15 protein-coding genes, 1 tRNA gene and 1 pseudogene are annotated in these 14,604 nt (G+C 41.1%); 12 read left to right on the forward strand and 5 right to left on the reverse strand.

The annotated features are described in order from the left end of the window. Positions 1 to 45: 45 nt before the first annotated feature. From AC1DYB_RS23115 to AC1DYB_RS23125, 3 genes and pseudogenes are all read left to right on the forward strand, one after another. Positions 46 to 222, forward strand: a pseudogene (locus AC1DYB_RS23115) (transposase); the annotation flags it as partial. A gap of 195 nt (positions 223 to 417) precedes the next feature. Beyond that, positions 418 to 1,230, forward strand: a complete 813-nt coding sequence (locus AC1DYB_RS23120) for an SDR family oxidoreductase (protein ID WP_477438372.1) — start codon at positions 418 to 420, stop codon at positions 1,228 to 1,230. 62 nt (positions 1,231 to 1,292) lie between these two features. After that, positions 1,293 to 2,198 (forward strand): helix-turn-helix domain-containing protein, encoded by a 906-nt coding sequence (locus tag AC1DYB_RS23125; protein WP_477438374.1) that lies wholly within the window; start codon positions 1,293 to 1,295, stop codon positions 2,196 to 2,198. Positions 2,199 to 2,519: 321 nt separating this feature from the next. On the opposite strand, the gene AC1DYB_RS23130 is transcribed toward AC1DYB_RS23125, so the two are convergent. Next, positions 2,520 to 2,610 (reverse strand) — tRNA-Ser (locus AC1DYB_RS23130). 264 nt (positions 2,611 to 2,874) lie between these two features. Here AC1DYB_RS23130 and AC1DYB_RS23135 point away from each other — a divergent pair. From AC1DYB_RS23135 to AC1DYB_RS23150, 4 genes are all read left to right on the forward strand, one after another. Further along, complete coding sequence (locus tag AC1DYB_RS23135; RefSeq protein WP_295716569.1) at positions 2,875 to 3,846, forward strand: polyprenyl synthetase family protein; 972 nt, start codon at positions 2,875 to 2,877, stop codon at positions 3,844 to 3,846. Positions 3,847 to 3,932: 86 nt separating this feature from the next. Then, positions 3,933 to 4,418: a group II truncated hemoglobin gene (locus tag AC1DYB_RS23140; RefSeq protein ID WP_477438376.1), complete on the forward strand. Its 486-nt coding sequence runs from the start codon at positions 3,933 to 3,935 to the stop codon at positions 4,416 to 4,418. A gap of 37 nt (positions 4,419 to 4,455) precedes the next feature. Next, on the forward strand, positions 4,456 to 5,247 hold the full coding sequence (gene cdaA, locus AC1DYB_RS23145; protein WP_295716566.1) for a diadenylate cyclase CdaA: 792 nt from the start codon (positions 4,456 to 4,458) through the stop codon (positions 5,245 to 5,247). A gap of 65 nt (positions 5,248 to 5,312) precedes the next feature. Further along, positions 5,313 to 6,155, forward strand: a complete 843-nt coding sequence (locus AC1DYB_RS23150; RefSeq protein ID WP_477438378.1) for a sterol desaturase family protein — start codon at positions 5,313 to 5,315, stop codon at positions 6,153 to 6,155. Here AC1DYB_RS23150 and AC1DYB_RS23155 read toward each other — a convergent pair. Further along, the gene (locus AC1DYB_RS23155) at positions 6,139 to 6,516 is read right to left on the reverse strand and encodes a hypothetical protein (protein WP_477438380.1); all 378 of its coding nucleotides are present in this window, start codon (positions 6,514 to 6,516) and stop codon (positions 6,139 to 6,141) included. The genes AC1DYB_RS23150 and AC1DYB_RS23155 overlap by 17 nt on opposite strands. A 196-nt stretch (positions 6,517 to 6,712) precedes the next feature. On the opposite strand from AC1DYB_RS23155, the gene frr reads away from it, so the two are divergent. Both frr and AC1DYB_RS23165 read left to right on the forward strand, forming a co-directional pair. Further along, complete coding sequence (frr, locus tag AC1DYB_RS23160) at positions 6,713 to 7,276, forward strand: ribosome recycling factor (RefSeq protein ID WP_295716559.1); 564 nt, start codon at positions 6,713 to 6,715, stop codon at positions 7,274 to 7,276. Between the two features lie 73 nt (positions 7,277 to 7,349). Beyond that, positions 7,350 to 9,107 carry an ABC transporter ATP-binding protein gene (locus AC1DYB_RS23165; RefSeq protein ID WP_295716557.1) on the forward strand — a complete coding sequence of 586 codons (1,758 nt, stop codon included), beginning with the start codon at positions 7,350 to 7,352 and terminating at the stop codon, positions 9,105 to 9,107. Positions 9,108 to 9,243: 136 nt separating this feature from the next. On the opposite strand, the gene AC1DYB_RS23170 is transcribed toward AC1DYB_RS23165, so the two are convergent. From AC1DYB_RS23170 to AC1DYB_RS23180, 3 genes are read right to left on the reverse strand one after another with little or no spacing between them, the layout of a single operon-like run. After that, a complete protein-coding gene (locus AC1DYB_RS23170; RefSeq protein ID WP_295716556.1) occupies positions 9,244 to 9,969 on the reverse strand; it encodes a LytR/AlgR family response regulator transcription factor in 726 nt (241 codons plus the stop codon). A 51-nt stretch (positions 9,970 to 10,020) separates the two neighbouring features. Further along, on the reverse strand, positions 10,021 to 11,355 hold the full coding sequence (locus AC1DYB_RS23175) for a 3-keto-disaccharide hydrolase (protein WP_477438382.1): 1,335 nt from the start codon (positions 11,353 to 11,355) through the stop codon (positions 10,021 to 10,023). Positions 11,356 to 11,371: 16 nt separating this feature from the next. Further along, the gene (locus AC1DYB_RS23180; protein WP_477438384.1) at positions 11,372 to 12,424 is read right to left on the reverse strand and encodes a sensor histidine kinase; all 1,053 of its coding nucleotides are present in this window, start codon (positions 12,422 to 12,424) and stop codon (positions 11,372 to 11,374) included. A gap of 237 nt (positions 12,425 to 12,661) precedes the next feature. On the opposite strand from AC1DYB_RS23180, the gene AC1DYB_RS23185 reads away from it, so the two are divergent. From AC1DYB_RS23185 to AC1DYB_RS23195, 3 genes are read left to right on the forward strand one after another with little or no spacing between them, the layout of a single operon-like run. Further along, entirely contained in the window at positions 12,662 to 12,874 is a 213-nt protein-coding gene (locus AC1DYB_RS23185) for a hypothetical protein (protein WP_477438386.1), read from the forward strand. Then, the gene (locus AC1DYB_RS23190; RefSeq protein ID WP_477438388.1) at positions 12,868 to 13,767 is read left to right on the forward strand and encodes an ABC transporter ATP-binding protein; all 900 of its coding nucleotides are present in this window, start codon (positions 12,868 to 12,870) and stop codon (positions 13,765 to 13,767) included. Before AC1DYB_RS23185 ends, AC1DYB_RS23190 begins: the two co-directional genes overlap by 7 nt. 5 nt (positions 13,768 to 13,772) lie before the next feature. Next, entirely contained in the window at positions 13,773 to 14,570 is a 798-nt protein-coding gene (locus AC1DYB_RS23195; protein ID WP_477438390.1) for an ABC transporter permease, read from the forward strand. Positions 14,571 to 14,604: the final 34 nt, after the last annotated feature.

The following is a 14,604-nucleotide window of genomic DNA, read 5'->3' on the forward strand; positions in this document are numbered from 1 at the left end:
CAATTTCTTGTTGCTTTAATCCTGTATCGCTGCATTTGCTCCCACTTTTATAAACAGGAAAAGGATTGTTACATCTGCCCGATGGGCCAGCGGATGGACTTTATTTAAAATTACAGCAGGAAAACCAGCACCGGATTTGAACAGAATGCAAAAAGATACCAGGCCAGGAATTGCAGGAATTGCCCGCTAAACGGTGCCTGTCATAAATTGAAAGCTAACCGGGAAAAAGTAACGATTTAATGGGGTTTACCTGTTATCGCACAAAATCTCAGAAAAAAAGCAGCCTGAAAGGGCCTTTTTGACTGTTCTTCGGTAGTTGAGTGATAATCCCCGAAATGTATAAGTGATCAGTAGAAAAGTATAAGCCTGCCATTGCCTTTCGCCGCACCTTTGTTTCAGCAATTAAATATAAAAGCAATGAAAAAGACAGTATTAATAACCGGCGCTTCATCAGGTTTTGGGAAAGAGGCCGTTAAATTATTTCATAAAAACAACTGGAACGTGATCGCTACCATGCGTTCACCAGAAAAAGAAACAGAATTATCAGCACTTGACCAGGTTTTGGTAACTAAATTAGATGTAACCGACAAAGCCAGCATACAAAACGCCTTGAAAGCCGGCATCGAAAAGTTTGGCCAGATTGATGTATTAGTGAACAACGCGGGTTATGGCTCATTTGGCGCATTGGAAGCCGCTACAGAAGCCGAGATCAAACGACAGTTCGACGTTAATTTCTTTGGATTGATCGAAGTGACAAAAGCTTTACTACCAGTTATGCGTCAACAAAAATCGGGCGTTATCATCAATGTTTCTTCTATAGGCGGCAAGGTTACCTTCCCATTTTCGTCGCTTTACCATGCCACTAAATTCGCGGTGGAGGGTTTAACTGAATCTATACAATACGAACTCAACCCCTTGGGTATCCGGTTAAAAATTGTTGAACCGGGCGGCTATAAAACCGAGTTCGCAGGTCGTTCGATATCCATTTTCGGCGTAGGCGAATCAGGCGATTACCAGGCTCCTTTTGATAAATTTATCAGCGCGGTAGAGCAATGGCCGATGTCTGAAAACATTGGCGAAGTGGCTGAAGCCATTTATGAGGCAGCCACCGATGGTACCGAAAAATTGCGTTACCCCGTAGGTCATGACGCCGGGCCAATAATTGAGGCAAGGCATCAAATGGATGATGTGGATTTCAAAAACATGATAGTGGGCCAAATGGGCATTTAAAAATCATCGGCTGCCCGGGTTGGGCAGCCAATGATTTTTTGCTTTAACTTTACAATAAAAACATGCCGGATAAATATATTGAAATCAAATCGATCAGCGATCTGCACCGGATGGTACAATACACCCCACCCAGGCATCCCCTTGTGAGTGTGATAAATCATTGCGACTTTTATAAAAGCTATCATCCTAAGGCAGATGTGTTTTACCGGTTCGGGTTTTATATCATTTCGTGTAAAAAGTTTGACGGAGTGTTAAAATACGGTAAGGGACATTATGATTTCAATGAGGGTTCCCTGATGTTTACCGCTCCCGACCAGGTTCTTGGACCCGGACCTGATGTTCAGGTGGAAGAAGGTTGGGCGCTGTTCATCCATCCAGACCTGATCCATGGCACCGACCTGGGCAAAAAGATACATCAGTATTCGTTTTTTAATTATGAGATAAACGAGGCGCTGCACATTTCGGAAGAGGAAAAACTGATCATTAAAGATTGTTTGGCCAAGATCGAAAAAGAGTACGCGCAAAACATCGATAAGCATTCGCAGGGCCTTATCGTTAGTAATATTGAATTGCTGTTGAATTATTGCAACCGATTTTATGACCGCCAGTTTTATACCAGGGCAAAGGTTAATTCGGATGTGGTACAGCAGTTTGAAAAGTTATTAAAAGATTATTTTTCTCAAAACAACCTCATAGAAACCGGCCTGCCCAATGTGGGTTATTTTGCCTCCAGGCTCAACCTGTCGCCTAATTATCTGTCAGATCTGTTGGGTAAATTCACGGGTAAAACCACACAGGAACATATTCATCTGGAACTGATAGATAAAGCAAAAACCATGCTGTGGGGCAGCAATCAGTCCATCAGCGAAATTGCTTACGGACTTGGGTTTGAGCACCCATCGCACTTTACAAAAATATTTAAAACAAAAACAGGGAAATCGCCGAGTGAGTACAGGTTATTAAACTGAAATTATTTTTATCGAGCCTTCACCAGTAGTTTTAGATCTCTTTACGTAAAAGAGTAGCGCAAAAGATTTGTTCATCGCGGGTCGCTTTTTAAGTGAATAAAAGTAGTTTTTAATCATACTGAAATCAAGATGTTTAGTTATTGAACATGTTGATTTTCAGGTTCTTATAAGCTTTCTGGTGACCTGTTGGTTTTTGACCTCGACAGGTCACCCAGAGGTCACCAGAAGTATGCGATTATTTGGCTTATTTTGACTGTTGATATAAACAAAAAACGCCGTAAATTATTTATTTACAGCGTTTTTTGTTTTTTAAAATTTACCTGGCGGAGAGGGAGGGATTCGAACCCTCGATACCCTTTTGAAGTATACACACTTTCCAGGCGTGCTCTTTCGACCACTCAGACACCTCTCCGGATTGTTAAATGGATTGCAAAGGTAAAATATTATTGCATTTATAGGCAATAAAAAAGCGGGTACCTTTTTACAGGGCCCGCTCACACTAAAACTTTAACTCAACTTAATAAAATATGGCATTCATCTGTATTGACAATAAGTAACGCCAATGGTTTAATTTGAGTAAAAAATATATCGTGCCAATGCAGATAAATAATTTTAGCTTATGTTTGCCTCATATTGCCACAAGGCAGTTTTACACCTTAAAGCTTGTTTAGTTTAAATGCTGAGCATCAACGACATTAAGAAACCTATCGAAGCTGATATTGATGCGTTTGAGGAGAAGTTTAAGTCTTCTATGCAAAGTTCAGTGCCATTACTTGATCGCATTACTCATTACATTGTTAAACGTAAGGGCAAGCAGATCAGACCGATGTTTGTTTTTTTTGCTGCCAAAATTTGCGGGGGCATTAATGAATCAACGCACAGGGGCGCTGCTCTTGTTGAACTGTTGCATACCGCTTCGCTGGTACATGATGATGTTGTTGATAACTCCTATCAGCGCAGGGGCTTTTTCTCCATTAATGCTTTATGGAAAAACAAGATAGCCGTTTTAGTGGGCGATTATTTGCTATCGAAGGGCTTACTGCTATCTATAGAAAATAATGATTTCCAGTTACTTCGTATCGTATCTGATGCGGTAAAGCAAATGAGCGAAGGCGAGCTGATGCAGATAGAAAAGGTACGCCGCATGGATATTGGCGAGCCGGTTTATTATGAGGTGATTCGCCAAAAAACGGCGTCGCTTATTGCATCCTGCTGTGCCTGTGGGGCTTCTTCTGCAGGGGCAAGTGACGAGGTGGTTGAAAAAATGCGCTTGTTTGGAGAGAAGATTGGCATAGCTTTCCAGATTAAAGATGATATGTTTGATTTTGGTACCGATGACGTAGGCAAGCCTTTGGGTATCGATATCAAGGAAAAGAAAGTTACGCTGCCGCTGATCTACTCGCTGGCAAATACCACATCTTCCGAAAAGAAAAGAATCATCAACCTGGTTAAGAACCATAACGATGATCCCGCTAAAATTGCCCAGATCATTAAGTTTGTGAACGAAACCGGGGGCTTGCAGTATGCTGAAACCCAAATGAAAAAATATCAGGACGAAGCCTTTGCCATACTGAACACATTCCCCGAGAGTGATTCGCATAAAGCTTTGGAGCAGCTGGTACGCTTTACTACTGAGCGTAGTACATAAATAACAATCATTCATCTTATTTAAAATTTGTTGGCGCATATCGGTTGATCTCATTTATCTTTATTATGAATTAACCAGACAAGGATATGGCAACTCATAATAAACACATTCCTACACTTTTTGAGTGGGCAGGTGGGATGAAGGTATTCGAAACGCTTTTTAATAAGTTTTACGATAAGGTTTTAGCCGATGAACTGCTGGAGCCTGTATTTAAACACATGTCGGCCCATCACCGGCTACATGTGGCGCATTTTGTAGCCGAAGTTTTAGGCGGACCCAAACTGTACAGCGCGGAGGAAGGGAGCCACTTCATTATGATAAGCAAACATTTGCAAAAATACCTCACCGAAGCGCATCGTAAGCGCTGGATGGAACTGTTGCTGCAAACTGCCGATGAGCTATTGCTTCCTGATGATCCTGAATTTCGTTCGGCTTTTTTGGCCTATCTGGAATGGGGCACCCGCATTGCGGTTATTAATTCCAGGTTGGATGAAACAGCAGAAGCAATTGATGCTCCAATGCCCAGATGGGGCTGGGGTGAGGTTGGGGGCCCTTATTTAGGTAATAAATAACTGCTTCTTAACTTCCCGAAACTTGTTAACTTCGTAAATGCATTCCTTTTTCCTCAACTTTCCAAAGATCACCGTATTCGATATAGTGGATGTGGTTTTGGTTGCCTTCATCATTTACCAACTCTATAATCTTATTAGGGGTACCATAGCGGCCAACATTTTTATTGGTTTCGCGGTGATATTTGCCATGAATTTGGTGGTTAATCAATTGCACATGAAATTGCTTACCGCCATATTAGGCAAGTTTGTTGATGTGGGGATCATTGCCGTTATTGTGGTTTTTCAGCAGGAAGTGCGGCGCTTTTTGCTGCTCGTGGGTAAAAACGCATCGTTACAGCGCAATAAAGCATGGTGGCAATATTTTTTTGGTAAAAAGGAAGTGGAGAAGAATAACTTCGCCCGTATAAAACCGATTATTGATGCCTGTAAAAGCATGAAGCAAACCCGTACCGGCGCGCTCATTGTGTTTGCTAAATATTACGATGAACAGTTTTACCAAAACAGCTGCGAGGTGGTGGAGGCCAGGATTTCTAAACGCCTTTTGGAAAGTATCTTTCAAAAAACAAGTCCGCTGCATGATGGTGCTGTAGTGATATCTGAGAATAAAATTAAATCGGCAAGCTGCATTTTACCACTTACCGAAAAAACAGATCTGCCTGCGCAGTTTGGGTTACGCCATCGTGCGGGTATAGGTGTAACCGAGGCTAACGAGGCAACAGCCATTATCATATCCGAAGAAACCGGCGAAATATCTTACGCCAAACAAGGGCGTGTAAAAATGAATATCAGCTTTGCCGAGTTGGAAAAAGTGCTGAATAAGGATTTTTAATATGGCATATAATCCTGGCTCAATAAGCGTTTAATATCAGGTAAATGGATATATAATTTAAAGCCATGTTTGATGATTTCCACATAGAGCAGTTAATCACGATATCGAACGTTTTACTTCGGCTGGCCTTTCGCTACCTGTTATTTGCAGGGTCTTTTTACCTGGTGTTTTACGTTTGGAAGAACAAGGCCATCTGGCGCGCCAAAATTCAGCAACGTTATCCCGAAAATAAACACGTGATTCGCGAGATCGTGAACTCTTTTATTACGATCATCATTTTTGGCCTGGTGATCATGGGAGTTATTTTTGCCAGTAATGCAGGTTATACCCGCATTTACCCCAGCATAAGCGATCGCGGCTATGGCTATTACATTTTCAGTATTGTGTTGATGATATTTATGCACGATACCTACTTTTACTGGACCCACCGTGCCATGCATTGGAAGCCACTGTTTAAGCTGGTGCATAAAACCCATCACCTGTCAACAAACCCTACGCCATTCGCTGCATACGCGTTCCATCCTCTTGAGGCTGTTATTGAAATTGGTATAGTTCCATTGATAGCGTTCACCATACCCTATCATGGTACCGCTTTAACTTTGTTTTCGCTTTATTCTTTGTTGCTGAATGTTACCGGCCACCTGGGCTTCGAACTTTTTCCTAAAGGATTTGCAAGTCATAAGCTGTTTAAATGGCACAATACATCTACCCATCATAACATGCATCATCGCCTGGTTAAATGCAACTACGGGCTGTATTTTAATATCTGGGACAGGCTGATGAATACCAACCATCCCGACTACGAGAAAAGCTTTGAAGCTGTGGTTGAAAAGCGTAAAGAGAAAGAAGTTATATCGGCCAAAGTAAAGGAAGCTGACTGGCAACTCCTGATTAAGGAATTATCTTAGCCAAACTATCCGGTTTAAGTAAGCCGTATCGCTTAACAAGCATGGTATAATGAACGCCCGGCTCATCGGTTTGCACTACAGGCATCCTGTCATTACTTGAAACCTTAGCTATTGGCATATTATATTTCATCTGCGTGGCGTCTGCAATAGCCGGTATTGTTTTGGTTATTGTCAAATCATTTAATAAAAGCTGATCTGACTTGGGCAGTACAGGAGCTATCTTAAACAAATCATCACCAGTTTTAGGTTTTAAATAGGGGCTCCAGTATTTTTTATTACCTAAAAGAGGCTGGTTTAAAGTTTGTGCCATTATGTGGCCCGCACAAGTGACCAGCATAATAAATAGGAATACTTTTTTCATTGCTGTAACAGGTTTATACTAATATAAATACAAATCGACATTTCAAGTGTTAAAAAAAGTTATTTTGCATTTATTATCAAAAACATACGGATAATATTTACGTTAATTGGCAAACCTCAACCAGTACTAAGTGATTAATACATCCGGTGGCGGTAAAATGATAGATTTTATTATTTTTGTGAAAAATTAAAACCCGATGAGCGAACTCATTAAAAAACAAGTAACTGATGCAAAGGCATCCATGGATAGAGCCATTGATCATGCTGACAGCGAATTAAATAAAATACGTGCCGGTAAAGCCAATCCATCTATGCTGGATGATGTTATGGTTGATTACTATGGCACAGCAACGCCACTAAGCCAGGTTGGTAGCGTAAACACTCCTGATGCGCGTACTATTATAGTACAACCATGGGAAAAATCATTACTACCACTTATTGAAAAAGCTATAAAAGAAGCTAATCTTGGCGTTAACCCACAAAATGATGGTATCATCATCCGTATCAACGTACCGCCTTTAACCGAAGAGCGTCGTCGTGACCTGGTTAAAAAAGCAAAAGCTGAAGCCGAAACCGGTAAAATAGCTGTTCGTAACATCCGTAAAGATGCCAACGAAAAAATCAAAAAATTAAAAACTGAAGGTGTATCTGAAGATGAGATAAAAGTAGGCGAAGCCGAAATTCAAAAACTGACCGATGCTTATATTATTAAGGTTGATCAGCTTTCAGAAGCCAAAGAAAAAGATATCATGACGGTTTAATATTAACCTTATGTCAAATTAAAAGGGAATGAGCTACTTAGCCATTCCCTTTTTTTATTTTTACTGCCGAAACATGAATATACTACTTTCTTATTTAAAAAAACACCGCTGGATAGTGGTTATGGCGCTATTTCTTGCGGCCATGAATATTGGATTTTCATTGCTTGATCCATGGATAACCGGTCGTATTGTTGATCGTGTTATTGAAAAACGGAGCAGCCTTCAGTATGAGCAATACCTGCACCAGGTATTATTGCTGGTTGGGGCGGCTATTGGCGTAGCGATGGTATCGCGCATAGCAAAAAATTTCCAGGATTATTTTACCAACATTATTACCCAAAAGGTAGGTGCTGCCATGTATGCTGATGGTTTGCGCCATTCGCTTGAGCTGCCTTACCAGGTTTTTGAGGATCAGCGCAGCGGCGAAACCCTGGGCATATTGCAAAAGGTGAGGTTGGATTGCGAAAAGTTTATTACAGCCTTTATCAGCATATTGTTTGTATCCCTTATCGGGATGGTATTTGTTATCGTGTACTCGGTAAGTGTTAGTTACCAGGTAACGCTGGTTTATTTTGCAGCCATACCCATTATCACTTTTGTGAGTATGGCCATGAGCCGTAAAATTAAAACTATCCAAAAAAAGATAGTTTCTGAAACTACTGCACTTGCAGGCTCAACTACCGAATCATTAAGGAATATAGAGCTGGTAAAAAGCCTTGGGCTTGCCAAGCAGGAAATAGAAAGACTAAATAATACTACTTACAAGATCCTCGATCTGGAACTAAAGAAAGTGAAATACGTGCGCAGCATGAGTTTTGTGCAGGGTACAACGGTCAACTTTGTACGTAGTGTAATGGTGGTTGTGCTATTGCTGCTGATATTCAAGACCACTATATCGCCGGGACAGTATTTTAGCTTTTTGTTTTACTCATTCTTTCTGTTTAATCCATTGCAGGAGTTAGGTAACGTGATTCTTTCATGGCGCGAAGCAGAAGTTTCTTTAGGTAATTTTAAAGGAATATTAAGCACACCGATTGATAAAAAGCCGGAGAGGCCTGTATTGCTTGAAAAAGTAAACACCCTAACCTTTAGCGATGTTACCTTTAAACACTTAACCGCCAACCGCAACGCGCTAAACCATATCAGTTTTGAAACCAATACCGGCGAAACTATCGCTTTTGTTGGTCCGTCGGGTTCGGGGAAAACTACGCTGGTGAAGTTATTGGTAGGTTTATATCAACCGTTGGAAGGTGATATTTTATACAATAATATTTTAAGCAAAGAGATTGATCTTGATCAGCTGCGCGAAAAGATAGGCTTTGTAACTCAGGATACGCAGCTGTTTTCGGGAACAATCCGCGAGAACCTGCTGTTTGTTAGGCCAAATGCTACTGATGAGGAGTGTATGAATGTATTGCAGCGTGCTGCCTGCCAAACATTGCTGGCCCGTGCTGATAAAGGTTTGAGCACAGTGATTGGTGAAGGTGGTGTAAAAGTATCCGGCGGAGAAAAGCAACGCCTTTCTATAGCCCGTGCGTTGTTACGTAAGCCCGATATCCTGGTGTTTGATGAGGCTACTTCATCCCTGGATTCAATTACCGAAGAAGAGATCACAGAAACTATCCGCAACGTATCAGAGCAGGAAAATCATATCACTATCCTGATTGCCCACCGCTTATCAACCATTATGCATGCCGATTGTATTTACGTGCTTGAAAAAGGCCGTATAATTGAACAAGGCAGGCATCTTGACCTGATAGCTCAAAAAGGCCTTTACTACGCCATGTGGCGCCAGCAAATAGGCGAAAAGGTTACAGTGGAAGTGGAGTAGGTCTCAGCATCGCGTCATTGCGAGGTACGAAGCAATCCCCAACTTAACAGAGAAACTCTGCAAGTTGGGGATTGCTTGTTTTATGCCCGAGGGCTAACCATAATCACCATAGTTCCCCCTTTCAGGGGGGTAGGGGCTAAACATTCTTATCATCAATAATCTTGAAAAATTCATCACGATAAGTATCGCCAACCGGGATAATCTTCTCACCTATCTGGATACGACTGCGTTCGATGCTGTCAATTTTATTGAGGGCTACGATGTATGATTTATGTACCCTTACAAAATGCTTTTCGGGCAGGGCATCTTCCATTTTTTTCATTCCCTGCAGGGTAATGATACGCTCGGCCGGGGTAAATATGGAAATGTAATCCTTCAGGCCTTCAATAAACAAAATATCGTGCAGGTAAACCTTTTGTATTTTATGCTCGGTTTTTACGAAAATAAAATCTGTAGAAAAATCATCCTGTTGCGCGGGTTCGGCCTGTATAACGGTTTTGGTTACCGGCTGTATAATGGTTTGCGCTTTTTGTACCGATTTAAAGAACCTGTCAAAAGCTATTGGCTTTAGCAGGTAATCAACTACATCAAGTTCATAGCCTTCAAGCGCATACTGCGGGTAGGCGGTGGTTAATATCACTTTGGCCTTACCGTTGGCTATTTTTAAAAACTGGATGCCGGTAAGCTCGGGCATTTGAACATCTAAAAAAACCAGGTCTGCTTCGCCCGCCTGTACCAGGGTAAGGGCCTCAATAGGATTGGTTGTGGCTTTCACCAATTGCAAAAAAGGCATTTTGGATATATAGTCTTCCAATATATGCAGCGCTAAAGGCTCATCATCAACTACCAGGCATCTGATCATGCTGTAAAAATAAGTGTTAAAATGATTTAATAATTAATTTTTTTATCCCTGTTAAAATGGTGTTAACTCCACCGACTTGTAAAAAATCTCTGCCCCTTCTGATTGCAGCAAAATCTTCCCTTCCCAAATGGAGCCCAAGCCCCAGTTAACTAAATGCCCGTTCACATAATGTTCAATTTGGTTGCCATTGCAAATAATTTCAATGGTATTCCATTCGCTATTCGGTTTCTCGAAATTTGCTGTGCGGAAAATGTGTTTCTGATCCCAGGCTATCTCTGATTTATTCGGCGAATCCACATTGGTATGCTGTACGCACCAGATATCGCCGCAATCCTCTTCCTGCACCTGGAACTCCAATGATTTTGGCCAAACGGTATCTTTCTGCATTTCACCAAAATGATAAAGCACACCGCTATCCCGTTTCCCTTTTTGGCGGGGAGCATATTGTTTGGTTCCCCATTTAAATACAACTTTAAGGTAATAATTGGAATACGATTTAAGCGTGCTCATGTACCCAAAATACTTACCCATTACGTGTACCACGCCATTTTCAACGGCAAAGTTGTTATGGATATCATTGTTTTTACCCAAAGTATCTAAAAACGTGTACCACCCTTTTTTATCCTTACCGTTAAATAGCTTTTGCACATTGATCTCCCTGATCCAGATGTTACGGAACGATACCGGGAATTCATGCTCCTGCAACAATAAAGGCTGGGCAAAATTATGCTTGGTATATTTAGGCTGACCAACATGGGCTACCGTGCCTTTTATAGCTACGTGGTTTTGTACCAATACGCCATTGTGCAATACGGTAATATAGGCCGGTGTTTTAAGCGAACTATCGAGGTTAAAACGGGGCGCGGTGTAAATGATATCATATTTTTGCCATTCGCCGGGTTTAAGGGAGGCATTAACCAGGGGCACATGCTGTTTGTAAATAGAACCTGCCTGCCCGTTGGAGTAGGTGCGGTTTTTATAACTATCCAATATCTGCAGTTCGTACCGGCTTTGCATAATTACACCGCTGTTGCCACGCTCCTGGCCCTCACCTTTAACTATTGCTGGTGTGCGCCATTCAATGTGCAGCTGGCAATCGGCAAAGTTTCTTTTGGTGATGATGGAGCCGCTGCCCGGTTTAACGGTGAGGATGCCATCTTTGATGGTCCAGCCCGGCGGCATTCCTTTCTGATTGGTCCACTCGTTAAGATTTTTCCCATCAAACAAAATAATAGCATCTGATGGCGCTTTATTACCAGCGCCCGGTAATACAACAGCAGGTTCGGGATCCCATACTTCGGTAAGCTTGGGGTCGTTTTGGGCTGAAGCATGGTATCCGCATACTACTAAAAACAGGAAAAGTAAGGTGCTTTTTAACTGGTTCATAGGTTTGGTTATTATCTTATAAAATTATAGATAATTCGCAAGTATAGGTGTCTGCCTCATCCCTTATATTTAAAGTGTATTTTCCGGGGTAGAGCAAATTGAGCCGCCTTTGCACATTAGTTAAGCCTATGCCGCCTATGGCATCACGGTTATGGGTATGCTTTTTATTCTGAATGTAAAAGTGAAGCTTACATTCTTCAACATTGATGAGCAGTTTAATTGGCGTCATCACATCATTAGCCACACCGTGCTTAAAGGCGTTCTCTATAAAAGCAATAAGGAGTAAGGGAACAATTTGCTGGTTAGTTACATCTCCCATCACCTTAAAATCAATAAACGCTTTGTTACCAAAGCGGATTTTTTGCAGGTCGATATAGTTTTGCAGGTATTGGAGCTCTTTAGTTAAATCAACCTTATTATCATTGCACTCATACAGCATATAGCGCATAATTTCTGATAACTTCAGGATGGCTTCGGGGGTAGTTTCAGATCGCTGGTAGGCGAGCGAATAAATGCTGTTTAACGAGTTGAATAAGAAGTGCGGGTTTATTTGCGATTTAAGGAAAGCCAGTTCGGCGCTTAGCCTTTGATTTTCCAAGTCGCGCTGAATGCGTTCGTTCATAAACCAGTCTGTTGTAAACTTGAGTACCGTACTCAGGAAAACAAATATCAAACTGGCAAAAACCGTGCTAAAGAAATAGGCGGTAAAACTAATTACCTGGCCTTTCATCCGGGTGAGTACAACATCCTTAAAAAGCAGACCTACGCCATATTTGCTAACACCATAAACAATAATGGTGATGAGTATAACAAAGGCATAAGCCCAGTATCGTTTTTTATCAAGAAATTGTGGAATGTAGATCAGAAAGTTGAGGTAAAACAAGCTGATATTAATTGCGGGGTATAATAAAAATATAATCAGCAGTTGCCTGGTATTTAAATGGTCATTCATGCTTGCCAGGAAAACGAAGAATGAGATCATGGCCAGCCAAAAAAGTAAATGCCAGAAAATATGCCAGGCTGCTTTTATAATACGGGTTTGTTTATCAGTTGAAATAGAGTCCTGCATGCTATTTTGAAAATACCTTTATATACCAGTGATAATGGCATGTAATTTAATGTTTTGATTGTTATATGGGGGGTTATTTATATATAGTAATTTATTTTGTCGATGAACTGGCCTTTACAATCGATGAACCACTTAAAGTGGGTAAAAAGCCGTTCATCTATAAACTCCGTGTGTTGGTCTAATACTTTTTAGCGGGTGAAGAAATAAGTATTTCTTTGTTCTATCAAATCACTCGCAATGAAAACGCTTATCAAAAATTCAAATCCTTTTATCATGTTATTGATACCTGTAATGTTTGCCCTTATTTTAGGTGTAAGCTATCAGTTTGAACAAAAAAAGGAATCATCAATGATGGGTGCTTCAGCTGTGCATGCTACTTCATTGTTTTACAAAGGTGTAAGCCTTGTTAAAACCGTTTGCTCTATAGCAAAAAGTTACAATGTATGGTAATTAGTACCCAGGACTTATCTTTCAACTTTGGCGATCAGCAAGTTGTTAAATCGCTAAGTCTACAAGTTCCTGAGGGAAGCATATACGGTTTTCTTGGCCCAAATGGTGCCGGGAAAACCACCACCATCAAACTCCTGTTAAACCTGCTGAAAGTACAAAGCGGCAGCATCCACATATTTGAACAGGATATTCAACATCACCGCATCAATATATTATCCCAAATAGGCTCACTTATTGAGCAGCCAGCCATTTACCAGCATCTTACCGGAAAAGAAAATTTACTTAATCGTGCCCTGTTATTACGTGTTCCTGTAAAACGGGTTGATGATATGCTGGCGCTTGTGCAGCTTACCGACGCTGGCGATAAAAAGGCAGGTCAGTATTCATTGGGGATGAAACAGCGCCTGGGTATTGCGCTGGCCCTGCTTGCTGATCCTAAACTGCTTATACTGGATGAACCTACCAATGGCCTTGACCCTAACGGTATTATAGAAGTACGCGAGTTACTTATTAAACTGGTAAAGCAATATAAAAAAACCGTATTTATATCGAGCCATTTACTGGCCGAGGTGGAGCGGATGGCTACACATGTAGGCATCATTAACAATGGGGAATTGCTTTTTCAGGGCAGTATAAATGAATTGCAGGCATTGAGCCAGCCGCAGGTATGTATTGAAGCAGATAATACAGTTGATGCCGCTAATTTGCTTACCCGCAATCATTTTACCGTAACCGATGTTACCGATAACTACTTGTATGTACCTTACAGCAGCAAACAAAAAACTGCCGAGATCAACTCCTTACTAAACCGCAATGGTCATGCTGTATACAGTATTGGCAAGCAACAAAAAGATCTGGAGCGATTGTTTTTAGATATTACCCAAAAAGCCTGAACCCCATGAATGGATTTATATTATCGTTCCGCTCGGAGTTTTACAAGAGCCGCAAAACGCTGGGTTTTTGGGCGGCCATATTATTGCCTTTGTTTATATGTCTATTACTTTTTGTAGGCTTTTATGTTAAAAGCGAAAAGCTAACCGGTATGCCACCCATTACATTATGGTTGCAATTTGCGGGTGCTATATTAGGCATCATGGGGTCGTTGTTATTACCCATGTTCACCATTTTTATAGCCTACTCGGTAAATAGTATAGAGCATAAGGCTGATACCTGGAAAAGCCTGTTTAGTTTACCAATTTCGCGTTGGGTGGTATATGGCGCTAAGTTTTCATATGCGGTATTCCTGATATTTTTAACGCTCGCGCTGTTTGTGCTGTTCACCATAGGCTTTGGCAATTTGTTAAGTGTGGTAAAGCCCGACTTAAGGTTTGATAATTACCATATGGAAAAGGAGCTTGGGCAAGTATATTTAAAGCTATTTTTATCGTCATTGGGCATACTTTCCATCCAGTTTTTGCTCAGCCTGCTTTGGGCCGATTTTTTAAAGCCGATGGGGATAGGTTTTGTTTGCACAATTACAGGCGTTATCCTCGCAACTAAACACTGGGAGTATTGTTATCTTTTTCCATATTCGCACCCTATGGTAGCTATAGCTACGATGTTACATGGTGGTGATAATCCGGCAAAGGGAATCCAAATAGATATTTTTACCAAAGATGTTTTTGTAAGCATGGCGGTAGCCGTAGTTGTTTTTATACTGGGCTATTTTATAGTGCTGAAGAAAAGTATAAAATAAATACGCAGATTTTAAGGGGGGCTTCATTTTAGCC

It is taken from the genome of Mucilaginibacter sp. P2_A4 (assembly GCF_056405015.1).